We start from the raw sequence: 24,060 nt of genomic DNA, 5'->3' as shown, positions 1-24,060 counted from the left end.
GCACCCGGGGGCGTCACGGCGGTCGGACCCGCGCGGGACGGCCATCTCGCCGAACCGCCGCCGGGCGCCGAAGCCGGGAAGCGAGGAGCCGACAGCCGTCGCGGGTGCTTGAGCATCGCGTTAAAGGGCGTGTGCGGCATCACCGCCGCGCTCCGATGGGAGGGGCGCAGCGGCCCGTCGCGCCGTCGTCGATGCCGTTCGGGAGGGAGGGCCTTGGCCGGCGGCTTCGGGGTCGTCGTTCGCCTGCCGTCCGGAGAGCTGGGGCGATGACGCGGGCGCCGGCTATTCGGCCGCGACGGGACGCTTCGGCGCGTCGGCGAGCTTCGTCTCGCCGGCGGTCGGATCCGAGGCTTCGCCGCCGGCCCGATGCGGCCGGAACCGGCCGATCCAGTGCGAGAAGTCGTCGAGGTAGAGGTAGATGACCGGCGTGGTGAACAGCGTCAGGATCTGGCTGACGAGCAGGCCGCCGAACATGGTGTAGCCGAGGGGCTGGCGGATCTCGGCGCCGGTGCCGTTGCCCAGGATCAGCGGCAGGGCACCGAGCATGGCCACCATGGTCGTCATCAGGATCGGCCGGAAGCGCAGCAGGCAGGCCTGGCGGATCGCCTCGCGCGAGGTCAGGCGCTGGTCGCGCTCGGCCGCGATGGCGAAGTCGACCATCATGATCCCGTTCTTCTTGACGATGCCGATCAGCAGGATGAGGCCGATCAGGCCGATCAGGTTGAACTCCATGTGGAACAGCAGCAGCGTCGCCAGGGCACCGAGCCCGGCGGAGGGCAGGGTCGACAGGATGGTGAGCGGGTGGATGTAGCTCTCATAGAGGATGCCGAGGATGAGGTAGACCACCACCAGCGCGCCGAAGATCAGGATCGGCACCGAGGACAGCGACTGCTGGAAGGCCTGGGCGGTGCCGGCGAAGGCTGCCTGGATGGTCGCGGGCATCCGCATCTCGCCGGTGACCTTGGCGATCGCGTCGGTGGCCTGGCCCAGCGAGGTGCCGGGCGCCAGGTTGAAGCTGATCGTCACCGACGGAAACTGGTTGTCGTGGTTGATCACCAGCGGCTGCACCGGTTCCGTCGTCCACCGGGCGATGGCCGAGAGCGGCACCTCCGCTCCGCCGGACGCGGTCAGGCGGATCTGGTCCAGCGCCTTGATGTCGCCGCGCAGCGACGGCAGCACCTCCATGATTACGTCATAGGTCGAGAGCTGGGTGAAGTACTGCGCGATCTGGCGTTGGCCGAAGGCGTCGTCCAGGGTGTTGTCGACGGCCTCCGCGGTCAGGCCGTAGCGTGCCGCCTGGTCCCGGTCGACCTTCAGCGTCAGGGTCGTGCCCGAGCTCATCTGGTCGGTGGAGACGTCCTTGAGCTCGGGCAGGGCCTGGAGCCTGGCCAGGAGCCTGGGCGCCCACTGGTCGAGCGCGTCGATGTCGGCGCCCTGCAGCGTGTACTGGTATTGCGCCGCGGTGGTCTTGGCGCCGACGCGTACGTCCTGCTGGGCCTGCATGAACAGGCGCGCGCCCTGGACCTTGGCGAGCGCCGGCTGCAGGCGCCGGATCACCTGGTCGGCCGAGGCGTCGCGCTCGTCGCGCGGCTTGAGCTGGATGAACATCCGACCGGCGTTGAGGGTGTTGCCGGTGCCGCCGATCATCATGCCGAAATGGGCGACGGCCGGGTCCTTGATGACGATCGCGCCGAACTGGCGCATATAGCCCTGCATCTGCCCGACCGAGACGTCCTGCCCGGCCATGGCCCGCCCGACGATCAGGCCGGTGTCCTGCTGCGGGAAGAAGCCGGTGGGGATGACGAGGAAGAGATAGACGGTCATGCCGATGCAGGCGAGGAAGCTCAGCAGCGTGACGAAGCGATGGCGCAGCGCCACGTCGAGGCCGCGCTCGTAGCTGCGCAGCAGCCTGTCGAAGACCCGTTCGCTCGAGCGGTAGAGCCGGCCGTGCCGCGCCTCGGCGGCAGGCTTGATGAAGCGGGAGGCCATCATCGGCGTCAGGGTCAGCGACACCACGGCCGAGACGGCGATGGTCATGGCCAGGGTCACCGCGAACTCCTGGAACAGGCGGCCGATGATGCCGCTCATCAGCAAGAGCGGAATCAGCACCGCGATCAGGGAGATGCTGATCGACAGGATGGTGAAGCCGATCTCGCCGGCGCCGCGGAACGCGGCGGCCATCGGCGGCTCGCCCTCCTCGACATAGCGGACGATGTTCTCCAGCATGACGATGGCGTCGTCGACGACGAAGCCGACCGCGATGGTCAGCGCCATCAGCGAGAGGTTGTCGATGCTGTAGCCGGCGAACCACATCGGGGCGCAGGCGCCGAGCAGGGCGAGCGGCACGGTGACCGCCGGGATCGCCGTGGCCCAGACATTGCGCAGGAACAGGAAGATCACCAGCACCACCAGCCCGATGGTCAGGAGCAGGGTGAACTGCACGTCCTTGACCGAGGCGCGAATGGTCTGGGTCCGGTCGGAGATGACCTGCACCTTGAGCGAGGCCGGCATCGACGCCGTCAGCCGCGGCAATTCCGCCTTGATCTTGTCGACGGTGGCGATGACGTTGGCGTTCGGCTGCTTGAAGATCACCAGCACCACGCCGCGGGTGGTGTCGGCCCAACCGGCCTGGGTGTAGTCCTGCGCCGCCAGCACCGCCCGGCCGATGTCGCGCACCCGCACCGGCGCGCCGTCGCGATAGGCGATGATGGCGTTGTTCCAGTCGCCGGGGTCGGTCATCTGGTCGTTGGAGAAGATGGCGAAGGAGCGCATCTCGCCCTGGAGATTGCCCTTGGGCAGGTCGGCCGTGTTCACCGACAGCGGGGCGCGGACATCCTCCAGCGACAGGCCGCGGGCGGCGAGCTTGGCCGGGTCGAGCTGCACCCGGATCGAGGGGGTCTGCTGGCCGCCGACCAGCACCTGGGCGACGCCGTCGACATGGCTGATCATCTGGGCGAGCCGGGTGTAGAGATCGTCGCTGACGGTGGTCAGGGGCAGGTCGTCCGAGGTGGCGCCGATCAGCATCACCGGCGCATCGGTCGGGTTGACTTCCCGGTAGGTGGGCGGGCTCGGCAGGGTCTTGGGCAATTGCCCGCCCGCGGCGTTGATGGCGGACTGCACCAGGCCGGCGGCGGCGTCGATGTTCACGTCGAGAGCGAGCTGGAGGGTGATCTCGGTCGAGCCGGAGAGGCTGACCGAGGTCATTTCGGCGACGCCGGGGATCTGGGCGAACCGGGTCTCGAGCGGCTGCGTCACCGAGGAAGCCATGGTGACGGGATCGGCGCCCGGCAGGCTGGCGGACACCTCGATCGTGGGGAAGTCGACGCGAGGCATCGGCGCGACGGGCAGGTTGAGATAGGCGACCAGGCCGACGAACAGCACGCCGACCATCAGCAGCGAGGTGGCGACGGGATAGCGGATGAAGAGGCCGGAGAAGCCGCCGGAGGTCATGAGCCGGTTCCCCCGGCCTTGGCGGCGTCGCCCCGCGGCGTCGTCGCGGGCGCCGGCGTCGCGTCGACGCTCGCCCCGTCGAACAGCCGGTACTGGCCGGCGACCACCACGCGCTGGCCCGGGGAGAGGCCGGCGGTGATCACCGTGCTGCCATCGTCCGCCGGGCCCGCCGTGACCGGGTGGCGATGGACCTTGCCGTCGTCGCCGACGACATAGGCGAAGAGGCCGTCCGGACCGTGCTGCACGGCGCTGTCGGGAACGGTGGCGGCCTGCGGCATCGTGCCGACCAGCAGGCGCGTGTTCACGGAGAGGCCGGGCCAGAGGGCATTGTCGGCATTCGCGAAGGTCGCCTTCAGCGAGATCGTGCCGGACGCCCGGTCGATGGTGTTGTCGACCGCCTCCAGCTTGCCGCTGGCCAGGATCGTGTGCTTGTCCGGGCCGAGCGCGTCGACCGGGACCGGGCCGGCCGCGAGGGCGGCGTTGATCGCGCCGACCTGCTCCTGCGGCTGGGTGAACCTCACGTCGATCGGCTGCAACTCGATGACGGTGAACAGGCCCGGGCTCTGGTTGGCCTGGACGATGTTGCCGGGATCGATGTTGCGGAAGCTGGTCTTGCCGGTCAGCGGCGCGGTGATCCGGGTGAATTCGAGATTGAGCCGGGCGGTCTCGACCGCGGCCTTGTCGCCGTTGATCTGGGCGATGGTCGAGTCGACCAGGGCCTGCTGGGTGTCGACGTTCTGCTGGGTCTCGAAGTTCTGCTTGATCAGCGTCGCAAAGCGCTTGAGGTTGAGCTCGTCGTTCTTGAGGTTGGCCTCGTCCTGGGCTTGCTTCGCCGTCGCCTGGTCGAGGATGGCCTGGTACGGGCGTGGGTCGATCTCGGCAAGCAGGTCGCCCTGCCTGACCATCTGTCCCTGCTCGACGGGAACGCTGGTGACCACGCCGGTGACGCGGCTGGAGATGGAGACCGTGTTGAGCGGATCGACGGTGCCGAGCCCGTAGAGGTAGAGCGGGAAGTCGTTTCGGCCGACCGTCGCGACGGTGACGGGCACCCGCGGCGCCGCGGCCGGAGCGGCCGCATCGGCGGTTCGCGCCGTATTGTCCGCGTGATGGCGCCATGCGCCGTATCCGCCCGCAAGGACCAGGAGCCCCGCCAGCAGCGGGAGTCCGCGACGCACCAATCCACGCTTCGCCCCGGCCATGGTCGCCTCCGATGCGTTGCTCAGTGGGACGGTGCGTTTAACCAAATATTCGTGGCGATTTTGCCTGTCCGGTGTGAAGAAGTGTTTCCGCCGTATGAAGTTTGGGCAAGGTCCCGGCGCGCGGGATTGCGCCGTTGCGGGCTCGGCCGATCAATCGTGCGTGAACGGTGTCGGGACGGGCGGACACCTCAGGTCCGTCCGCGCACATCGACTGGCTTCCAGAGCGGCACGGGAAGCCTGTGGCGCGGATGGCCTACGCGCCTTCCCAATAGTTCAGGCTCTGGTCCTCGCGGCCGATGAACATCAGCGTGCGCGGCGAGCCGTCCGCGCGCGGCGCCATCTCCGCCAGCAGGCCGAAGCGGCCAGTCTCGGGATATTCGGCGATCTCGGGCGACATCTTGGTGCTGACGGCGAGGTAGCGCAGTTCCGCCTCGCCGGTGTTGACGATCTGGTGGGCGGTCTCGGCGCCGCCGGGCGGACAGGCGATGATGTCGCCGGCCCGGATCGGGAAAATGTCCTTGCCGATGCGCACCTCGCCCGTGCCGGAGAGCACGAAGAACATCTCCTCGTTCACCTGGTGATTGTGGAAGGGATAGGCGCGCTTGCCCGGCGGCACGGCGGTGACGTTGTAGCCGAGCTTGCGGGCGCCGATGCGCGGCCCGATGAAGGCGACCTTCGCGTCATAGCGCTCGGCGGCGGCGCCGGTCGGCGCGAAGGCGGCCGGACGCGGCTGGAAGTCGAGGTCGTCGACATTGAGGATGGGATGGGGCACGGCCATGGTCCTTGTGGGGCCGCCGGCGGCACGGGCCGGCGGTTCGACGGCATGCAGGGTACGCCGCCATATCTGTCAATCCGTGTCAGGTTTGTTTAGGTCTTTTGCATCATGCGCGCGAGCCGGCTCCTTTCGATCCTGACCACGCTGCAGGCACGCGGCCGCGTGACCGCGCAGTCGCTGGCCGACGAATGCCAGGTCTCGGTGCGCACCATCTACCGCGACATCGACGCGCTCGCCGCCGCCGGCATCCCCGTCTATGCCGACCGTGGAGCCGATGGCGGCTACCGCCTGCTCGACGGCTATCGGGTGCGGCTGAACGGCCTGTCGGAGCGGGAGGCGGAAGCCCTGTTCCTGACCGGCCTGTCCGGCCCGGCGGCCGATCTCGGCCTTGGCGCCGCGGTTGCCGCCGCCCAGACCAAGCTGCTGGCGGCGCTGCCGCAGGAATTGCGGGCCAGTGCCGAGCGCATGCGGGCCCGCTTCCATCTCGACGTGCCCGGCTGGTTCGGCGAGGCCGAGCAGCCGCTCCATCTCCCCGCCATCGCCGACGCGGTCTGGCGTCAGAGACGGCTGTACATGCGCTATCGCAGCTGGCGCGCGGAAAAGCAGCGCATCGTCGATCCGCTCGGCATCGTCCTGAAGGGCGGAGCCTGGTATTTCGCCGGCCGTATCGGGCACAGCGTGCGGAGCTACCGCATCGGCCGCGTCCTGGAACTGGCCGTGCTCGAGGAGCGTTTCGAGCGACCGGACGATTTCGACCTCGCCGCCTACTGGAAGGAGGCGACGGAGCGCCTTGACGCGGAGCTCCATCCCCATGTCGCCACGGTCCGGCTGTCGCCGCTCGGCATCCGGATGCTGAAGGCTGTCAGTCCGCCCTTCGTGCGCGGTGCGACGCGGATCGAGGAGACGGCGGATGCCAGGGGCTGGCGGCGCGCCACGCTGCCGGTGGGGCCGGCGCACGAAGCGGCATTCGATCTGCTTCGCCTGGGCGCCGAGATCGAGGTTCTCGATCCACCGGAGGTTCGCTCCGCCATGGAGAGGGCCATATCCGGGCTGGCGGAACTCTATGCACGAGGGCAGGGTGCGGCGGAGGATCGGGAACAGTCCGCCGAAGGCGACGCCCCGCCGGCTTGACGTGCTTCGGAGTTGTCGCCGGAATCACGCATGATCGTCGCCGGCCGATCGCCGGCCGCGGTTGGATGGTGGCCGTTTGTCAGGGAGAGTGGTGATGACGCGGAAGCCTTGGAGCGTTGAGGCGGGCGGCGACCCAGGCAGGGGCCGCGGCCGCGGCCTTGCCCGCCGGCTGTCCGCGGTAGCGAGGGCAGGCTGATGGCGCCCGTCATTGTGGATCCCGCCGGGATCCGCGAGTTTGCCGATGCCGCCGGCTTCCACGCATGGCTCGGCGAGCATCACGCCACGGCCGGCGAGATCTGGATCAAGATCCACAAGGTCGGCTCGGGACTGCCCTCGATCACGCCGCGGGAGGCCATCGACGTGGCGCTGTGCTGGGGCTGGATCGATGCGATCCGCAAGGCTTTCGACGATACCAGCTATCTGCAGCGCTACACCCCGCGCGGGCGCAAGAGCATCTGGAGCCGCATCAACGTCGACAACGTCGCCCGGCTGATCGCCGAGGGGCGGATGACCGAGCACGGATTGAGGCAGGTCGAGGCCGCCAAGGCCGACGGGCGCTGGGACCGTGCCTATCAGGGCGGCAAGGACATGACGATCCCCGACGACCTCCAGGCCGCCATCGACGCCGTTCCGGAAGCCAGGGCCATGCTGGCCAGGCTCAGCGCCCAGAACCGCTTCGCGCTGGCCTTCCGCACCCGCAATATGAAGACCGAAGCCGGGCGCCGGAAGAAGATCGAGACCTTCGTCGCCATGCTGAAGCGCGGCGAGACGATCTATCCGCAGGGAAAGTGACGACCGGAGGGACCGGGCATGCTGACGGTATGGGGCCGCAAGACGTCGTCCAATGTCCAGGCCCTGATGTGGGCCATCGGCGAGCTCGGGCTGGCGTTCGAGCGCCACGACATCGGCCATGTCCATGGCGGCAACGATACACCGGAGTTCCTGGCGATGAACCCGAACGGCGCGATCCCCGTCCTGCGGGACGGGGACGGTGAGCCGCTTTGGGAGACCGGCGCGATCCTGCGCTACCTCGCCGGACGCTACGGTGCGGCTCCGTTCTGGCCGGTCGAGGGCGCGGCACGGACGCATGTCGACAAATGGACCGAGTGGGCCAAGATCAACATCGCCATGGCCTTCACGGGGCCGATCTTCTGGCGGGTGGTGCGGACGGCGCCGCGGGAGCGGGACGAGGCGGCGATCCGGCGGGCGATCGAGGCGCTCGGCCGCAAGCTCGACATCGCCGAGACCAATCTCGAGCGCCACGCCTTCCTGGCCGGCGACGACTTCAGCCTGGCCGACATCCAGTTCGGCCATGTGCTCTACCGCTATTACGACATCGCCATCGCGCGGCCGGATCATCCGGCCCTGCGGCGCTATTATGACCGGCTCGCCGGGCGGGCGCCCTTCCGCGAGCACGTCATGATTTCGTACGAGGCCCTGCGTGCCCGCTGAGGGCGGCGAAAGACGCGAAGGGTAATTTCCAGGTGTCGAACGGGCCGGCCGGGCCGTGCTCCCCGCCGGGTGGCGGGTCGGCGCAGCCTCGTCGTCGAGCATGAAGGCGAGGCTGCGGCTCTCGGGCCGCTGTTCTTTTGCTTGAAATGTTCTTGTTTTGTTCTATCATCGCCTTTCATCAACGTCAGAAGCTCAATGCCGGGGAGGGCGGTTCGATGATGCAGGGCAATGGGTCGAAGCCGGAAGGAAGGAGAGGTCGGACAGGACGCCGCCGCGCCTATGCGATCGCCTATTTCCTCGCGATCCTGCCGGATCGGGAGACGGCCGGGCACATCGACAGGACCGCGGCCGACCTGAGGCGCCGCTACGGGCTGAGGCGGCCGGCGATCGGCGCGGAGCGTTATCACATCACGCTCTCCGGGGCTTCGCGGGCGGGTGAGGCGGAGTCCGATTTCGTCGGGCGCGTGGCGCGCGCCATCCAGGCGATTTCGGTGCCGCGCTTCGCGGTCTGCCTCGACCAGGCCTTGAGCTATTCCGAGTATGCGGCGAGGCATCCCTTCGTGCTGCAGCCGAGCGAGGAACTGCCGGCGCTCCACGCGTTCCGAGCCGAGCTCTGCCTGTCGCTGAAGAGTGCCGGCCTGCAGGTCAGCGCGCCGCGGCCGCCCCATCTCACCCTGCTCTATGACGAGAACCACGTGCCGGCCACCGCGATACGGCCGATCCACTGGACCGTCGAGGATTTCGTCCTGATCCGCAGCTGGCAGGGCCTGTCGCGCTATGACGAGCTCGGGCGCTGGCCGCTGCATCCGCTTGGCGCGGGGCGTCCAGGCCGGGCAACCGGCAGCGAAACCGTCGGATCGGCTTGACCCGGTCCCCGGGGGCGCCCCGATAAGGCGGAGACCAACACTGGATGAGGTGAGTCGTGAGGTCTTCCGCCCGGTCCTTCAGCCCCTCCGAAGCCGCCGCGCGGCTCGGGGTCTCCGTCAAGGCGCTTCGACTTTACGAAGAGCAGGGCCTGATCGCCCCGGTGCGCACGGCGGCCGGATGGCGAGCCTATGGTCCGCAGGCCATGGCGCGGGCGGCGGAGATCGTCGCGCTGCGCGCGGTCGGCCTCGGTCTCGCCGACATCGCGTCCGTTCTGGCCGGCGAGGCGCAGGCGCTGGCGCCGACCCTGGCCCGGCATCAGGCGGTCCTGGAAGACCGGATCCGGGATCTCGCCCGCGCCGTCGCGAAAGTGCGGGAGCTCCGGTCCGGGCTCGCGCAGGCCAATGTGCCGCCTCCTGGCGGGCTGGAGCGGAGCACGCCTCGGAGCACCGGGCTCCGTGTCGCCTTCGACTTGCCCTGGCCCTGGGGCGGCGAGCGGTTCGAGCTGCGGGACGTCCGGGCGCTGACCTACGTTGTCGGCCCGCTCGGCAGCGGCAAGACCCGGCTGGCCCGGCGCCTGGCCGAGACCCTGCCCGGCGCCGCCTTCCTGGGTCTTGACCGCTCGGCGGATGGCGGGGCGGCGGTCCGGTCCCGGCTCGATGCCGATCCTTCTCTGAAGACGCGGGTCGAGCGGACGCTGGGCCGGCTCGCCGAGGACGGCGCCGCGGTGTCGGAGGCTCTGGTGGCGCTGCTCGCCGGGCTGGAGGCCGAGGGATCCGCCGCTCTCGTCGTCGACCTGGTGGAGCAGGGGCTGGATCGGGCCACGCAGGCGGCCTTGGCGGCGCATCTGCGGCGCCGCGGAGCGACCGGTCGCCCGCTCTTTCTGCTCACCCGGTCCTGCGTGATCCTGGATCTGGCCGCGGTCGGTCCGAACGAAACGATCATCCTGTGCCCGGCCAACCACAGTCCGCCGATTCCGGTCGATCCATGTCCCGGCGCGCCCGGCTACGAGGCCGTCGCCACCTGCCTGGCCCCGCCCGAGGTGCGGGCGCGGACGGAGGGCGTCGTCGCATGGCGGCCGCAAGCGGCATAGGGCCTGTGGCCGGCTCGGATTTCCGCGAGGCCCGGCAGTCGGGTGGCAGCCGCGAACGCGAAGGGCGCCCCGGCCCGGCCTCCCGGCGGGGCGCCCTTGCCGGCGCAGCTTGTCAGCCGTGATGGGACGAGGCGATCGGCACTTCCTGGCCCTGGGCGTCGTAGAGCTTGCCGTTCAGGAAGTAGTCGCCGTCATGCAGCGGGGCGATGTCCTGGTAGCGCAGGATGCGCTCGGTTCCGGCGGCGATGACCGAGGGCTGGTCCGGCGTGCCGGCCCGCAGGTGGTTGAACAACAGATTCAGCGAGATCGCCATCAGGGCCGCCGAGCTGATGCCCGAGTGGAAGATGGTGGCGAACCAGCTGGGGAAGTGTTCGTAGAACTGCGGCACCGCGATCGGGATCATGCCGAAGCCGATCGACGTGGCCACGATGATCAGGTTCATGTTGTTGGCGTAGTCGACCTTGGCGAGCGAGCGGATGCCGCTGGCCGCCACGGTGCCGAACAGGACGAGGCCGGCGCCGCCGAGGACCGACGGCGGCACGGAGGCGATCACGCGCCCCATCACCGGCAGCAGGCCGAGCGCCACCAGGATCAGGCCGCCGGTGGCCACGACGATGCGGCTCTTGATGCCGGTGACCGCGATCAGGCCGACATTCTGGGCAAAGGCGCTCTGGGTGAAGGAGCCGAAGATCGGCGCCAGCGTGCTGGAGAGCATGTCGGCGCGCAGGCCGTCGCCGAGGCGGCGCGAGTCGACCTTGGTGCCGATGATCTCGCCGACGGCCAGGATGTCGGCGGAGGTCTCCACCAGCGTGACGATGATGACGATGAACATCGACACGATGGCGGCGATGCTGAAGGTCGGCAGACCGAAATGGAACAGGGTCGGCAGCGCCACGGTCGGTCCCTGGGCCACCCTGGAGAAGTCGGTCATGCCCAGGGCGACGGCGACGACGGTGCCGATCACCATGGCCAGGAGGATGGACAGGCGCGAGATCATGCCGCTGCCCAGCTTGCTCAAGAGCAGCACGACGGCGAGCGTGAAGGCGGCGAGGCCGATATTGGCGACGCTGCCATAGTCGGGCGCGCTCGAGTTGCCGCCCATGGCCCAGCGTGCGGCGACCGGCATCAGCGTCAGGCCGATCGTGGTGATGACGATGCCGGTGACCAGCGGCGGGAAGAACTGGATGATCCGCGAGAACACCGGCGTGATCAGCAGGCCGATGAAGGCGGAGACCATCACCGCGCCGAGCACGGCCGGAAGCCCGCCGCCGTCCTTGGCGGTGACGATCGCGATCATGGTGGCGACACCGGCGAAGGAAACCCCCTGCACCAGCGGCAGCCGGCAGCCGAAGAAGGGCAGGCCCATGGTCTGCAGGATGGTCGCCATGCCGCCAGCAAACAGGGAGGCGGTGACCAGGAGGCCGATCTCGGCGGGCGCCAGGCCGGCGGCCTGGCCGATGATCAGGGGAACGGCGACGATGCCGCCATACATGGTGAGGACGTGTTGCAGGCCGTAGGCCAGGTTGGCCCCGATGCCGAGATTCACATCCTCGGGCCGCTGCGCCTCGATGGCAGCGGGCGATGCCGTTGTCGAAGTCAAACCGGTTTCTCCCCTTGCTCGTTCTGCGTCGATGGACTGACAATCGTCGGACAGGCCGCGACGCGGCGGGAGGCGGCCGCACGCCCTGCGGCAGGCAGGACGGCAGGGCCAGCTTCGGGCGCCCGCATCGCACAATCACTTGCCGCGGCGGCCACATCGGCCGTGCCGGCATAGGCATGACAATCGTTGCCGCCCGCCCTACGGGGCGGTCATGGGCGGCAGGCAGGGGACCGGACGCTGCCGGCCCAAAGTCGATGGGGAGCCCCGGCCATCCGGGGTATCAGGCGCGGCGTTCCGGCCTCCCATTGCCAGCGTGAACTCGACAAGCGGTCGACGCCTTTGTTGGTGTCATCATTCCGCAACGGCTGTCGGCGCAGAAGGGGCGCGCCGCGCGAAGCACTTGCTTGCAGAATGGGAAAATCCGAGGCATCGCCCCGGATCCTCGGCCCGTGTTTTCCGCCTCGGCCAAGCCGGATGATCGCGGCCATGGCGCCGGGCGCCGACGGTGCCGCAGCGGGGCATGGCCCACCATAGCGCAATGCCTGCGCCGGCGCATCCACCGTCTCCCAACCCGCGGGGCTGGCGAGCCCGGCACCGCCGGCCTGCTTTGGCAGGAGTCGCCGCGCCGAGGTGTAACATGTGGAAAGCGCGGCAAGCCCGGCCTGACCGGGGATTTCATCGGCGCGCCGATGCCGGTATGCAAGGGCTGCCGAATTCGCACCGACTCGGCGACAGCCACGCCCGAGCCGGAGGAGGCGGATGAAGATCGAGATCGAGATGGGCAGCGTCTCCGCCCCGGGCGGAGCCGGTGGGCCGGCGATGCTCGATATCGAGGAACTGCTGGCTACGCGCCTGTTGGTGCAGGGCAATTCCGGCTCCGGCAAATCGCATCTGCTGCGCCGCCTGCTGGAGCAGAGCGCCCCGCATGTCCAGCAGGTGATCATCGACCCCGAGGGCGAGTTCGCCGGCCTGGCCGAGCGGTACGGCCATGTGGTCGTCGACGCCGACCGCGGCGTCGCCGAGCTCGAGACCATTGCGGGGCGCGTGCGCCAGCACAGGGTTTCGGCCGTCGTCAACCTGGAGAGCCTCGACGCGGAAAAGCAGATGCGCGCGGCGGCGGTGTTCCTCAACGCTCTCTTCGACGCCGAGCGCGACCACTGGTATCCGATGCTGGTCGTGGTCGACGAGGCGCAGCTGTTCGCCCCCTCCGTCTCCGGCGATGTCGGCGAGGAGGTGCGCAAGCTCTCGCTCGGCGCCATGACCAACCTGATGTGCCGCGGCCGCAAGCGCGGCCTCGCCGGCATCATCGCCACCCAGCGCCTGGCCAAGCTGGCCAAGAACGTGGCGGCCGAGGCCTCCAACTTCCTGATGGGCCGCACCTTCCTCGACATCGACATGGCCCGCGCCGCCGACCTGCTCGGCCTCGACCGGCGCCAGGCCGAGACCTTCCGCGAATTGCAGCGCGGCCATTTCGTCGCCCTCGGGCCGGCGATCTCGCGGCGCCCGCTGCCGATCAAGGTCGGGCCGGTGGAGACGCAGGTGCGTGCCGCGGCGCCGAAGCTGACGCCGCTCCCGGAGCAGCCTTCCGAAAGCGCCCGCGAGTTGATCCTGGCGCCGGTGCCGGCTGCGCCGGCGCGCGCTCCGGCGGAGCGGCGGCCGGTCGCGCCGCCGCTGTCGACCAACCAGATCCTGGAGCAGGTGGTGCGCAACCGCCCGGCCTCCGCGCCCGCGGAAGAGGGGCCGGTCATGCCGCCCGCCGAGCGCGAGGCGCTGTTCCGCCGGCTGGCGCGCGAGATGATGCTGGAACCGCAGGCGCATTTCCGGCCCGAAGCCGTGCTGTACCAGGACTTCCTCGCCCGCTGTCGGCTCGAAAGGGTGCTGGGCACGCCGCCGCTGCCCGACTTCCGGGTGCACCTCAACATCGCCCGCGCCGGCATCGACCCGGATGTCGTCGATGCGTCGGGCTGGGACGCGGCCATCGACGTCGCCCGTCGCATCCCCAGCGACCTGCAGGCGGTGTTCCTCATTCTCGCTGGCGCGGCGCTGCAGGGGACGCCCTGTCCCTCCAACATGGAGGTGGCGCATCGCTGCGGCTCCCATTCCGCCGGCCGCGCCAAGAGCCAGATCCGCCATCTCGAACGGGCCGGCTTCATCGTCACCCGCGCCGACATGCGCGGCAACCGCATCGCCGTGGTGCCGGATCTGGGCTGGGAAACCGCTCTCGGCGATCCGAACGGCCCGGCGACGCTGGCCGAGACCGGCGACGGCGACATCGTCGCGGCGGAGTAGGGCCGGCCGCCAGGGGCGCGCGAAGGCCGGATCGGCCGGGAACGGCGGACGACGATCCCTCTGCGCGGCGCGGAACGCATGCCATTTCGGCGACGCGGCGCCTGCCGGCAGCCGGCTGCGGGATCTTCCGCATGGCGGATTTTTTCGGCCGGGATGTCGCTTTTCTGCCCCGCCGTTCGTCTATGGGCAGCGGCGTCGCCGACCCGGCAACGCGCGTGGGAACCAGGATGGATATGAGCGACGACGATCTCGAACGGTTCGAAGCCGAGGGTTGCGCGCCCCTGCCGACCGCGGATGTGCAGGGTCATGTCGAGCATGATGGGGCCCGGATCTGGTACGCGGCCTATGGAGACGGCCCGCCGGTGGTGCTGCTGCACGGCGGTTTCGGCCATGGCGGCAATTGGTGCTACCAACTGCCGGCGCTGGTGGTGGCGGGTTATCGCGTCGTTCTGGTCGACAGCCGCGGCCATGGCCGCAGCACGCGCGACGATCGGCCCTACAGCTACGACCTGATGGCGACGGATGTGCTCGCGGTGATGGACACGCTGGGCCTCGGCCAGGCTGTGCTCGTGGGCTGGAGCGACGGCGCCTGCATCGCCCTCACCCTGGCCATCGCGGCGCCCCGGCGGGTGGCGGGAGTGTTCTTCTTTGCCTGCAACATGGACCCCAGCGGCGTGAAGGCGGTGGTCGAGCCGAGCCCGCTGCTCGACCGCTGCTTCAGCCGGCATGCCAAGGACTATGCCCGGCTCTCGGCCACGCCCGAGGCGTTCAAGGGCTTCGTCGCCGACGTCGAGCGGATGATGAAGACGCAGCCCAACTGTCCGACCGAGGTGCTTGCCGGCATTCGCATGCCCGTGGCGGTCGTGCAGGGCGAACATGAGGAGTTCATCAGGGCGGAGCACGCGACCTATCTCGCCGAGGTCATTCCCGATGCCCAACTGGTGATCCTGCCGGGCGTCAGCCATTTCGCGCCGCTGCAGCGGCCGGTGCTGTTCAACGCCGCCGTGCTCGGCTTCCTGCGCCGGGCCCTGCCTTAGATCCTGCCGGTGCAGCTCGCGCCGGGCACGACCAGCCGGGACCGGCCGCTCACCTCGCCCCGCGCTTGCTGAGATACTTCATGCCGGTGTCGCACATCACCGTGACGACGGTGGCGCCGGAGCCGAGGGTCTCGGCCAGCCGAAGGGCGGCGACGAGATTGGCGCCGGTCGAGGTGCCGGCGAACAGGCCCTCCTCCCGGGCGAGCCGGGCCGCCATGGCCTCGGCCTCGGCCGTGGAGACCGGCTCGATCCGGTCGGCGGCGCCCGGGTGCCAGAGCGGCACGACATAGCCGGCGCCGATGCCGTCGATGCCGTGGGCGCCGGTCGGCCCTCCCGACAGCACCGGCGATTCAGCCGGCTCCACCGCGACGAGACGGACGGTGCCGCGATGTCGGCGCAGGGCTTCGCCGAGACCGCGCAGCGATGCCGCGGTGCCGACGCTTTGGACGAAGCCGTCGACCCGGCCTCCGGTCTGGCGCCAGATCTCATCAGCCATGGCATGGTAGGCTGCGAGCTGGTCGGTGTTGTTCATCTGGTCGGGCCAGAAGCCGCCGGTCCGCTCGGCGACGATGCGGGCGGCCTCGATCATGTCGCGGGTCAGCTTTTCCGTCATGCGGCCGCCGTCGCTCGCCAGGACCTGCAGCCTTGCGCCGAGGGCGCGCATATGGTCGAGCTTCTCGCGCGCAAAGGCATCCGACGTGACGATGTCGAGGGATAGCCCTTGACGGCGCAGACCAGTGCCAGCGATACGCCGGTGCTGCCTCCGGTGTACTCGACCACCGAGCCGCCGGCGGCGAGGCGCCCATCCGCCTCCGCCGCCTCGATCATGGCGAGGGCCATCCGGTCCTTCATGCTGCCGGTCGGATTCTCGCTCTCCAGCTTCAGCAGGATGCGCGCCGGTGCCGGACGCGATCCGAGGCAAGGCGAGCAGGGCGGTGCGGCCGATCCTGTCCAAGACGGTGGTGGGGGCCGGCGCGGTCACGAGGCCTGCCTCCCCTCCAGCCAGAGCTGCAGCGCCGCGGCGTTGTTGTGCCGTTCGTCGCGGGCCGCATAGAGCAGGGTGACCGGCCCCTGCCGCAGGCGATCGAGCAGCTCGGCTGCGGCGGCTCGCGCCGGCTCCTGCTCCAGCTCGGCGGCATAGGCGGCGCGAAACGCCTCCCAATCCTCCGGCCGGGCATGGAAGCGCCGGCGCAGGGCGTCGCTCGGCGCCACGTCCCGGAGCCACAGGTCGATCCGCGCCTTGTCCCTGGCGAGGCCGCGCGGCCAGAGCCGGTCGACCAGGATGCGGGTGCCGTCCTCGGCGGCCGGCGGGTCGTAGACCCGCTTGAGGGCGGGTGAGACACCTCGAAAAGCGGGGGAGGCGAGAGATATCGGAGCCATGGATGGCTTTCCATGTATCTACATATATTGTACATGCATACATCCATGAGCATGCCGAAGCAACCGCAAAGGACCCTGCGCGCCGACGCCCGCGCCCTGGTCGAGACCTGCCCCGGTTGGAACAGCCGGCTGGCGGCCCGGCGCATCGCCATGGCGCTCGACCGTGAGCTGGCGGATCAGGGCCTGACCGCGGCGCAGGTCGGCCTGATGGCGCAGATCGCCGTCCTGTCCGACGACACGCTGAATGCCTTGGCCCAGCGCACCGGATTGGAGCAGTCGACCTTGTCGCGCAACCTGCGCACGCTGGAGCGCGAGGGGATGGTCGAGATCGCCGCGGTCGCAACCGACCTGCGGCGCCGGGCGGCCTGGCTCACCGAAGCCGGCCTGCGGCGCCTGGAGGCGGCGCTGCCGGCCTGGCGCCGGGCGCAGGCCAAGCTGGCCGGGCAGGTCGATGCCGAGCTGGCCCGGCGGCTGGCGGACCAGGCCGCTTCGCTTCAGCCCGGCGAGGGCTGATCGTCCGCCGGAAGCGGGGGAGCTGCGGCGTGCCGCGCCGCCAGGGCCGCTCCCAGAGCCTGCACCTGCTCCAGGCCGTGCAGCCGGTGCCGGTCGTCGCGGCTCTCCGAGCGATGGATCGTCAGGGCGGTCACATCGTCGATGCCGCAATAGCCGAAGATGCCGCGGTCGATCTGGCTACGCATGGCCTCGGCGTAGCCGTGCCGGGCAAAACCGTCGGCATCCTCGCCCGCCACCATGACAAGCACGACCTTGCGGCCGGAGAAAAGGCCGCGGATTCTGCCGTCCGGCCCGGTCCCATAGGCCCAGCCAATGGTGAAGACCCGGTCGATCCACCCCTTCAGCAGGGCCGGCATCGACCACCAATAGACCGGAAAGACCAGGACAAGGGCGGCCGCGCGATCGATCCGGGCCTGCTCGGACAGGACTTCGGCGGGCGCAGGGCCTTCGCCCCGATAAAACGCGAGATCCGCGGCGCCGATGCGCGGATCAAAGCCTTCCTCATGCAGGTCGGCGATGACGGCGCGGCCGCCGGCCTGCGCGACCGTAGCCGCCAGGGTGTCGGCCAGCCGGCGGGTGAGGGAGGCTTGCTCGGGATGGGATACGACGACGAGCGCAGTGTCCAAGTCCCGAGCGGAGACGGCGGCTTCCTCGGCGGGCGCGTCCGGCGGTCGGGTCTCGGCAGACATGCTTGACCTGCGGAAATATGTTACAATCGGTAAGTTGCCTATGGTAGATTTTCTGTCAAGCAAAAGGCCGCGGAGGCCAGGGCGGTTCGGACGTCATGAGCCGGATGTCGAGGGAGGAGCGCCGCCGCCAGCTGCTGGCGCAGGCATGGACGTTCGTCGCCGAGGAGGGGACGGATGCGCTGACTCTCGCCCGGCTCGCGGAGCGGGCCGGCGTCACCAAGCCGATCGCCTACGAGCATTTCGGCACGCGGGCCGGCCTGCTCGCAGCGCTCTATCGCGACTATGACCGGCGCCAGGCGGCGGCGCTGCGGGCGGCCCTGGGGGCTGGTGCCGCGACGCTCGATGATGCCGCGCGCATCCTGGCCTGGGCCTGTGTCGACTGCATCGTCTCCGCCCAGCCCGAGGTCGTCGCGGTCAGCGCCGCCCTGGCCGGCTCCCCCGAGCTGGAGGCGGTGAAGCGGGAATGCCTGGACGCCTTCATGGGCGAATGCCAGGCCGCGCTGGCGCCCTTCGGCGGCGGGGCGGCGATCACGACCGCGGGCCTGATCGCCATGGTCGGTGCCGCCGAGAGCCTTTCGGCCGCGGCTGCCTCGGGCCGGGTCGCGCCGGCCGAGGCGACGGCCGTGCTGACCGGCTTGATCCTCGCCCTGCCGAGGCGGGGAGAGCGCGCCGGCGGCGCCGTGCCTGTGGATGAGGCGCCGGGCGCCGCCGCCTGAGCCCGCCGCCGGCGGCAGGTCCTCCGCCGCTCCAGCGCGGCCACGTCGCTCCGAGCTTGCTGCCGGCGCAGGCCGGCAGCCTCTGCGCGGCCTGCTCAGCGCAGCGTCGCCACCAGGTCCATGAAACGCTTGACGCGCGCCGCGTCCACGGGGTTCCAGGTGTTGCCGTCGACCTTGAAATGGGTGCCGATGACGACGCCCTGCGCCAGCGCCAGCACGTCGCGGACATTGTCGATGTTGACGCCGGTGTTGGCGAAGACCGGGACGTCCTTCACCGTCTCGCACACCGTGCGCAGATCCGACTGGTCGGCCGGCTGGCCGGTGATCGGGCCGGAGACCAGGATGGCGTCGGCCTTGGAGGAGAACACGGCGCTGCGGGCGCGCAGGGCGATCGGGCGCTGGTCGAGCGAGTGGGCGAACTCCGCGTTGATGTTGAACAGCATCTTCATGTCGTCGCGCTTGAGCTGCGTGCGCAGGCGTGCCGCTCCGGCACAGTCGGGTTGCCACAGTCCCATGTCGGAGGCGAACAGGCCGGTGAAGATCTCGCGCACGAAGCTGGCGCCCGTGACCGCGCCGATGGCGACGCTCGCCACCGGATCCCAGAGATAGTTGACCCCGAAGGGCACCTTCAGCGACGGCCGGGCCGCCTGCACGATCGCCGTCATGGCGGCGATGCTCTCGGGCGAGCCCTTGAACACATAGGGCCGGTCATTCTCGTTGCCGAACATGATCGCGTCCACGCCGCCGGCCTGCAGCCTCTCGATATCGGCGACCACGTCGTCGATCAGCTTGGCCATGCCGCCGTCGGCGTCGTAGAGCGGCGCACCGGGCAGCGCGCCGATATGGGCCATTGCGATCACGACCTTTTTCCGGTCACCGAAGAAGTCGAACACCATCTGTCTGTCCTTTGCGGCGGGGGGCTTGCGGGGCGGCGGAACGCACCGGCAGGTTTTGAAAATATACGCACAAACCGAACATATTCAAACAATATCTGTTGATGCGCCGGGCTTTGTTGGATAGCGTTGCCGGCATCGATCGCGGAGCCCAGCCTCATGCCCGAAGCCAGCATCGCCTATCCCGAGCTCGCCGGCCGCCGGGCCATGGTCACAGGAGGCGCCACGGGGATCGGCCGGGCCATCGCCGCGGCGCTGGCGCGCGAGGGCGTGGCGGTGGCGATCGCCGACCTGGATCTTGCCGGCGCTTCCAAGGCGGCCGCCGCGATCGGCAAGGGCGCAGTGGCGATCGAGATCGACGTGCGCAAGCGCTCCTCGGTCGAAGCGGCCTTTGCCGTGGCGCGCGAGCAGCTCGGCGGCTGCGACCTGCTCGTGGCCAATGCCGGCGTCTCCACCATGCAGCGGGCGCTGGAGATCACGGACGAGGAGTGGGACTTCAACTTCGACGTCAACGCCCGCGGCGTCTTCCTGACCAACCAGATCGCCGCCCGCCATTTCATCGCCGAGGGCAGGGGCTGCATCGTCAACACCGCCTCGCTCGCCGCCAAGGTCGGCGCGCCGCTGCTGGCGCATTATTCCGCCAGCAAGTTCGCGGTGCTCGGCTGGACGCAGGCGCTGGCCCGCGAGCTGGCACCGAAGGGCATCCGCGTCAATGCCGTGTGCCCCGGCTTCGTCAAGACCGGGATGCAGACCCGCGAGATCGCCTGGGAAGCCGAGCTGCGCGATGTCCCGCCCGAGCAGGTCGTCGCCGACTACATCGCTCAGACGCCGCTGGGGCGGCTGGAGAAGCCGGAGGACGTTGCCGACGTCGTCGTCTTCCTCGCCTCGGACCGGGCGCGCTTCATGACCGGGCAGGGCGTGAACGTGACCGGCGGCGTCTACATGACCTGAGACCGAAGCCGGGGATGGAAGGAGGGCAACCCGGCTTCCACTCTAGAAATGTTTGAAGTTGTTTGTATCGTGACGACGTCTCGGTCCGGATCGGGACCATGCGGAACCCGGCCGGCGTTCCGCGATGGAGCAGCCTTCGCCGGGCTGTTTCCCCGCATCGGGGCCCTTGCGGGCGGACGCCGGTCACACGCGCCACAGCGGGAGCGGCCAATGGCGGGTATCGAACGACGCGGCATATGCGGGCGCCCGGGCGGCGCTTCCACCTGGCGCGCCGGCGAAGCGGCCGGGCCGCCCGCCTGTCCGGCGTCGGCGCCGCGGTTTCGCCGGGGGCATGCGGCATGAGGGGAGCGGGGGGCAAAGGCAGCCGGGTCGGCAAGGTCGCCCTGCACCTCGGCCTCGTCTTCGTCTGCCTCGCGGTGCTGCTGCCGCTGCTCTGGGTGCTGCGCGTCAGCCTGGTGCCGCCGGAGCTTTCCTACAGCACCGAGCTGATGCCGGCCGTCTCGGTGGAGAACTACCGGGCCCTGCTCTCCGGCCGCTTCGGCCAGTCCTATCTCAACAGCCTCGTCGTCGCGATCGGTTCCGTCGTGGTCGCCATGCCCTTCGCCGCGACCACGGGCTACGCCTTCGCCCGCTTCCGGACCGGCGGCGGCTTCGCCCGCTTCGCAGTGCTGGCGACGCAGATGCTGCCGTCGGTGGCGCTGGTGCTGCCGACCTTCATGCTGTTCCGCACCCTGGAGCTCTCCAACAGCCTTGCCGGGCTGATCATCGTCTATGCCGCGCTCAACCTGCCGTTCCTGGCGTGGATCCTGATGGGCTTCTTCAAGGGCATCCCGGTCGATCTGGAATGGGCGGCCATGACCGACGGCGCTACGGCCTGGGGCGCCTTCTGGCGCATCGTCCTGCCGATCTCCCTGCCCGGCATCGCCGCCGCAGGCGTGCTCGGCTTCATCCTGGCCTGGAACGAGTTCCTGTTCGCCCTGGTGCTCAGCGGCCCCGGCACCGCGACCATCCCGGTGGCGCTGGCCGCACTGCAGACCTCCAACGGCGTGCAGATCGGCAATGTGGCGGCGGGCGTCGTGCTCGCGGTGCTGCCGCTCCTCGTCGCCTCGCGCTTCATCCAGCGTTTCCTGGTCGAGGGGCTCACCTTCGGCAGCGTCAAATGACCCAACGGCAAGGCCGCAAAGGCCTGCAAGCACCAGAGGAGAGACCGATGAAAATGCCCCCATTGCCCAGGCGAGCCCTTCGGAGCGCCGCCCTCGCCGCCGTCTGCCTCGCGGCGATCGCCGGCCCGGCCGCCGCGTCCGAGGCCACTCTGCGCGCGCTGATGGAGGACGTGCCGGAGACGCGCATCATCGAGGGCCTGCTGCCGGAGTTCACGGCCAAGACCGGCATCAAGGTCGAGTTCGAGAAGATCGGCTATCCCGACATGCACGACAAGCTGGTAACCCAGCTGGTCAGCCCGCAAAGCGCGTACAACCTGCTGTCCGTCGATTTCCTGTGGGCCGGCGAGTTCCCGGCGGCCAACTGGCTGGTCGACCTCAAGCCCCTGGTCGAGAAATCGAACTACGACCTCGCACCCTTCATCCCGGCGATGCTCGACCTGCTCGGCCGCACCGAGCAGTCCCTGCCGATCCTGCCGATGTACAATTATTCGATGGGTCTGATCTACCGCACCGACCTTCTCGCCGATGCCAAGCTCCAGGCGGAGTACAAGGCCGCGACCGGCAAGGAACTCGCGGTGCCGGCGACGCTGGACGACTATGTCGCCCTGTCGAAGTTCATGAAGGCCAAGGGCGGCGTCGAGGGCGCGGCCATGCAGGGCCAGCGCGGCGACCCCAACTCCATCGAATTCTCCAACTACCTGTTCTCGGCTGGCGGCGCCTATCTCGATGCCGGCGGCAAGGTGGTGCTCGACAGCCCCGAGGGCCGCAAGGCGCTCGATCTCTATGTCGACAACATCAAGAACGGCGCCCAGCAGGGCGCCTTGTCGGCGACGCTCGACGACACGCTGCGGCTGATGTGCAGCGGCAAGGCCTTCAGCATGGTCACCTACTGGTGGATGCTGCCGCAGCTCGACGACGCCAAGGGCTGCCCGGCGGTGGCGGGCAAGGTGGCGCTGGCGGTGATGCCGGGCGGTCATGGCGAGAGCGGCGGCTGGGGCTGGGGCATCCCGAAGAACACCACGCCCGAGGAGCAGGACGCCGCCTGGAGCTTCATCCAGTGGGTGCAGAGCAAGGACGTCTCGGTGAAGCGCGCCCTGCAGGGGCATGCCCCGGTGCGCAGCGACGTCTATTCGGACCCGGCGGTGACGGCCAAGTACCCCTACTACGCGATCGCCCAGCAGGTGGTCGCCAGCGGCAAATCCTTCCCGATCTTCACCTATTCGGCGGAGTACGAGAACGTGCTGGGCACGCAGATCTCGACGGCGGCGAGCGACGGCTCCGGCACCGGCGAAGCCCTGGCCGCTGCCGCCAAGGGACTGGCCGACCTCAAGGCGCGCTGAGGCCGGCGCAGCGGCACGGCCCGCCGGGCCGCGCCGCCTGTTCGAGAGGGGCAGAACGGACGATGCGAGCCATCACGGATTTCGGGCGCGAATGGCGCATGGGCTGGGCGTTCGCGGCGCCAGGCCTGTCGCTGCTGGCGATGGTCATGGGCTTCCCGCTCGCCTATGCCGTGCTGATGTCGGTGTCCTCGATGACGCTGATGCGCCCGAGCCTGTGGCCGCTGAAAGGCTTCGACAACTTTGCCGTCCTGTTCGCCGACCCGCTGTTCTGGCACACGCTGCTCCTGACGGTGCGCTACTCCATCGTCACCGTCGCCGGCGAGTTCGCGATCGGTCTCGGCATCGCGCTCATGCTCAAACGCACCGTGCGGATGAAGCCCTTCTACTTCGCGGTCCTGACCATCCCGATGGCGATGTCGCCGATCAGCGTCGCCCTGGTCTGGCGCATGCTGCTGCAGCCCAATCTCGGCATCGTCAATCATCTCCTGGAGAGCGCCGGTCTGCCGCGGGTCGACTGGCTCGGCAGCGCGAACCTGGCGCTGTCGACGATGGCGGCGATCGACATCTGGCAGCAGACCTCCTTCGTCGTGCTGATCCTTGCCGCCGGCCTCGCCGCCCTGCCGCGCGAGCCCTACGAGGCGGCCGAGGTCGACGGTGCGAGCAGTCTGCAGCAGTTCTTCTACATCACCCTGCCGATGCTGCGCCCGGTTGCCGCCATCGCCGTCGTCATCCAGCTGATCAACGAGTTCCGCACCTACGACCTCACCTATGTCCTGACCCGCGGCGGCCCGGGCTCGGCCACGGAGGTGTTGAGCTTCTTCGCCTATCGCCGCGCCTTCCTCGGCCTGGCGCTGAACCAGGGAGCGGCCGCGGCCTTCGTTCTCCTCATGATCGTCCTGGTCCTGACCGTGCTGTTCTTCTGGATGCTCGAACGCTCCGAGACGCGCGAGGCCATCTGACGTCGCCGCGTGAGGCCATCCGGCAGCCGGCCGGTGCTCAGGCTCCGGCTTTCGGGCCGGGCTCTCGGCCCAAGGCAGGTGCCAGCGGCAGGGTGGCGAAGGGCTTGATCTCCTTGAGGACGAACATGGTCTGCATCTCCTTGATCCGGGGCAGGCGGCGGATCACGGTCATGGCGAACTCGGCATAGGTATCGAGGTCGCGAGCCACGACCTGTAGCAGGAAGTCGGCATTGCCGGCGATGCTGTAGCAGGCGACGACCTCGTCGAGCCCGAGCACGTCGCGCTCGAAGGCCTGGGCCTCGGCCTCGCTGTGGCTGTCGATGCGGACGCTGACGAAGGCGAGCACGCCCAGGCCCAGCCGGCGCCGGTCGAGCACGGCGCGATAGCCCTGGATGACGCCCTGCTCCTCCAGCCGGCGCACCCGCCGCCAGCATGGCGAGGTCGACATCCCGACCCGGTCGGCCAGTTCCTGGTTGGTCAGCCGGCCGTCACTCTGCAGGGCGGCGAGGATTCGCGTGTCCGCGGCCTCGATCGTGTGCTCAGGCATAATTCACCTTTCTCCTTTC

21 protein-coding genes and 1 pseudogene are annotated in these 24,060 nt (G+C 69.6%); 13 read left to right on the top strand and 9 right to left on the bottom strand.

Translation table 11 applies throughout. The annotated features are described in order from the left end of the window. Positions 1-282: 282 nt before the first annotated feature. The 3 genes from AC27L4_RS32010 to AC27L4_RS32000 form a co-directional block, all read right to left on the bottom strand. Positions 283-3,450, bottom strand: coding sequence for an efflux RND transporter permease subunit (locus AC27L4_RS32010; RefSeq protein ID WP_487146750.1), 3,168 nt, complete (start codon positions 3,448-3,450; stop codon positions 283-285). Then, complete coding sequence (locus AC27L4_RS32005) at positions 3,447-4,625, bottom strand: efflux RND transporter periplasmic adaptor subunit (RefSeq protein ID WP_487146749.1); 1,179 nt, start codon at positions 4,623-4,625, stop codon at positions 3,447-3,449. Before AC27L4_RS32005 ends, AC27L4_RS32010 begins: the two co-directional genes overlap by 4 nt. A 277-nt stretch (positions 4,626-4,902) precedes the next feature. Further along, positions 4,903-5,427: a cupin domain-containing protein gene (locus tag AC27L4_RS32000; protein WP_487146748.1), complete on the bottom strand. Its 525-nt coding sequence runs from the start codon at positions 5,425-5,427 to the stop codon at positions 4,903-4,905. A gap of 105 nt (positions 5,428-5,532) precedes the next feature. Here AC27L4_RS32000 and AC27L4_RS31995 point away from each other — a divergent pair, with 105 nt between their 5' ends. From AC27L4_RS31995 to AC27L4_RS31975, 5 genes are all read left to right on the top strand, one after another. Continuing rightward, complete coding sequence (locus AC27L4_RS31995) at positions 5,533-6,555, top strand: helix-turn-helix transcriptional regulator (RefSeq protein ID WP_487146747.1); 1,023 nt, start codon at positions 5,533-5,535, stop codon at positions 6,553-6,555. Positions 6,556-6,750: 195 nt separating this feature from the next. Next, a complete protein-coding gene (locus tag AC27L4_RS31990; protein ID WP_487146746.1) occupies positions 6,751-7,347 on the top strand; it encodes a YdeI/OmpD-associated family protein in 597 nt (198 codons plus the stop codon). 18 nt (positions 7,348-7,365) lie between these two features. Continuing rightward, a complete protein-coding gene (locus AC27L4_RS31985) occupies positions 7,366-8,007 on the top strand; it encodes a glutathione S-transferase family protein (RefSeq protein ID WP_487146745.1) in 642 nt (213 codons plus the stop codon). A gap of 215 nt (positions 8,008-8,222) precedes the next feature. Beyond that, a complete protein-coding gene (locus AC27L4_RS31980; protein WP_487146744.1) occupies positions 8,223-8,873 on the top strand; it encodes a 2'-5' RNA ligase family protein in 651 nt (216 codons plus the stop codon). Between the two features lie 56 nt (positions 8,874-8,929). Further along, positions 8,930-9,964 carry a MerR family transcriptional regulator gene (locus AC27L4_RS31975; RefSeq protein WP_487146743.1) on the top strand — a complete coding sequence of 345 codons (1,035 nt, stop codon included), beginning with the start codon at positions 8,930-8,932 and terminating at the stop codon, positions 9,962-9,964. Positions 9,965-10,076: 112 nt separating this feature from the next. Here the strand turns inward: AC27L4_RS31975 and AC27L4_RS31970 are convergent, their stop codons facing one another. Next, the gene (locus AC27L4_RS31970) at positions 10,077-11,564 is read right to left on the bottom strand and encodes a nucleobase:cation symporter-2 family protein (protein ID WP_487146742.1); all 1,488 of its coding nucleotides are present in this window, start codon (positions 11,562-11,564) and stop codon (positions 10,077-10,079) included. A gap of 759 nt (positions 11,565-12,323) precedes the next feature. On the opposite strand from AC27L4_RS31970, the gene AC27L4_RS31965 reads away from it, so the two are divergent. Continuing rightward, a complete protein-coding gene (locus AC27L4_RS31965; protein WP_487146740.1) occupies positions 12,324-13,853 on the top strand; it encodes an ATP-binding protein in 1,530 nt (509 codons plus the stop codon). 227 nt (positions 13,854-14,080) lie between these two features. After that, positions 14,081-14,890, top strand: coding sequence for an alpha/beta fold hydrolase (locus AC27L4_RS31960; RefSeq protein ID WP_487146739.1), 810 nt, complete (start codon positions 14,081-14,083; stop codon positions 14,888-14,890). 49 nt (positions 14,891-14,939) lie between these two features. On the opposite strand, the pseudogene AC27L4_RS31955 reads toward AC27L4_RS31960, so the two are convergent. Both AC27L4_RS31955 and AC27L4_RS31950 read right to left on the bottom strand, forming a co-directional pair. After that, positions 14,940-15,730: pseudogene (locus AC27L4_RS31955) on the bottom strand (PLP-dependent cysteine synthase family protein). A 138-nt stretch (positions 15,731-15,868) separates the two neighbouring features. Beyond that, positions 15,869-16,270, bottom strand: coding sequence for a DUF488 domain-containing protein (locus AC27L4_RS31950; protein WP_487146738.1), 402 nt, complete (start codon positions 16,268-16,270; stop codon positions 15,869-15,871). A gap of 45 nt (positions 16,271-16,315) precedes the next feature. On the opposite strand from AC27L4_RS31950, the gene AC27L4_RS31945 reads away from it, so the two are divergent. After that, positions 16,316-16,783, top strand: coding sequence for a MarR family winged helix-turn-helix transcriptional regulator (locus AC27L4_RS31945; protein WP_487146737.1), 468 nt, complete (start codon positions 16,316-16,318; stop codon positions 16,781-16,783). Here the strand turns inward: AC27L4_RS31945 and AC27L4_RS31940 are convergent. Beyond that, positions 16,765-17,535 carry an NAD(P)H-dependent oxidoreductase gene (locus AC27L4_RS31940; protein WP_487146736.1) on the bottom strand — a complete coding sequence of 257 codons (771 nt, stop codon included), beginning with the start codon at positions 17,533-17,535 and terminating at the stop codon, positions 16,765-16,767. The two genes, AC27L4_RS31945 and AC27L4_RS31940, sit on opposite strands and share 19 nt — an antisense overlap. A 32-nt stretch (positions 17,536-17,567) precedes the next feature. On the opposite strand from AC27L4_RS31940, the gene AC27L4_RS31935 reads away from it, so the two are divergent. After that, positions 17,568-18,188, top strand: a complete 621-nt coding sequence (locus AC27L4_RS31935) for a TetR/AcrR family transcriptional regulator (RefSeq protein WP_487146735.1) — start codon at positions 17,568-17,570, stop codon at positions 18,186-18,188. Positions 18,189-18,283: 95 nt separating this feature from the next. Here AC27L4_RS31935 and AC27L4_RS31930 read toward each other — a convergent pair whose 3' ends face one another. Further along, positions 18,284-19,084, bottom strand: coding sequence for a BtpA/SgcQ family protein (locus AC27L4_RS31930; protein ID WP_487146734.1), 801 nt, complete (start codon positions 19,082-19,084; stop codon positions 18,284-18,286). Between the two features lie 156 nt (positions 19,085-19,240). Between AC27L4_RS31930 and AC27L4_RS31925 the strand changes: the two genes are divergently transcribed. From AC27L4_RS31925 to AC27L4_RS31910, 4 genes are all read left to right on the top strand, one after another. After that, positions 19,241-20,032, top strand: a complete 792-nt coding sequence (locus AC27L4_RS31925; protein ID WP_487146733.1) for an SDR family NAD(P)-dependent oxidoreductase — start codon at positions 19,241-19,243, stop codon at positions 20,030-20,032. A 338-nt stretch (positions 20,033-20,370) separates the two neighbouring features. After that, complete coding sequence (locus tag AC27L4_RS31920; RefSeq protein ID WP_487146732.1) at positions 20,371-21,195, top strand: carbohydrate ABC transporter permease; 825 nt, start codon at positions 20,371-20,373, stop codon at positions 21,193-21,195. 47 nt (positions 21,196-21,242) lie between these two features. After that, the gene (locus AC27L4_RS31915; RefSeq protein WP_487146730.1) at positions 21,243-22,535 is read left to right on the top strand and encodes an ABC transporter substrate-binding protein; all 1,293 of its coding nucleotides are present in this window, start codon (positions 21,243-21,245) and stop codon (positions 22,533-22,535) included. Between the two features lie 62 nt (positions 22,536-22,597). Further along, a complete protein-coding gene (locus AC27L4_RS31910; RefSeq protein ID WP_487146729.1) occupies positions 22,598-23,494 on the top strand; it encodes a carbohydrate ABC transporter permease in 897 nt (298 codons plus the stop codon). 37 nt (positions 23,495-23,531) lie between these two features. On the opposite strand, the gene AC27L4_RS31905 is transcribed toward AC27L4_RS31910, so the two are convergent. Next, on the bottom strand, positions 23,532-24,041 hold the full coding sequence (locus tag AC27L4_RS31905) for an Lrp/AsnC family transcriptional regulator (protein ID WP_487146728.1): 510 nt from the start codon (positions 24,039-24,041) through the stop codon (positions 23,532-23,534). Positions 24,042-24,060 lie beyond the last annotated feature (19 nt).

The organism is Labrys sp. Lb11, assembly GCF_057554225.1.
The sequence above is the reverse complement of the archived record's forward strand: the minus strand, read 5'-3'. Positions and strand labels throughout refer to the sequence as shown.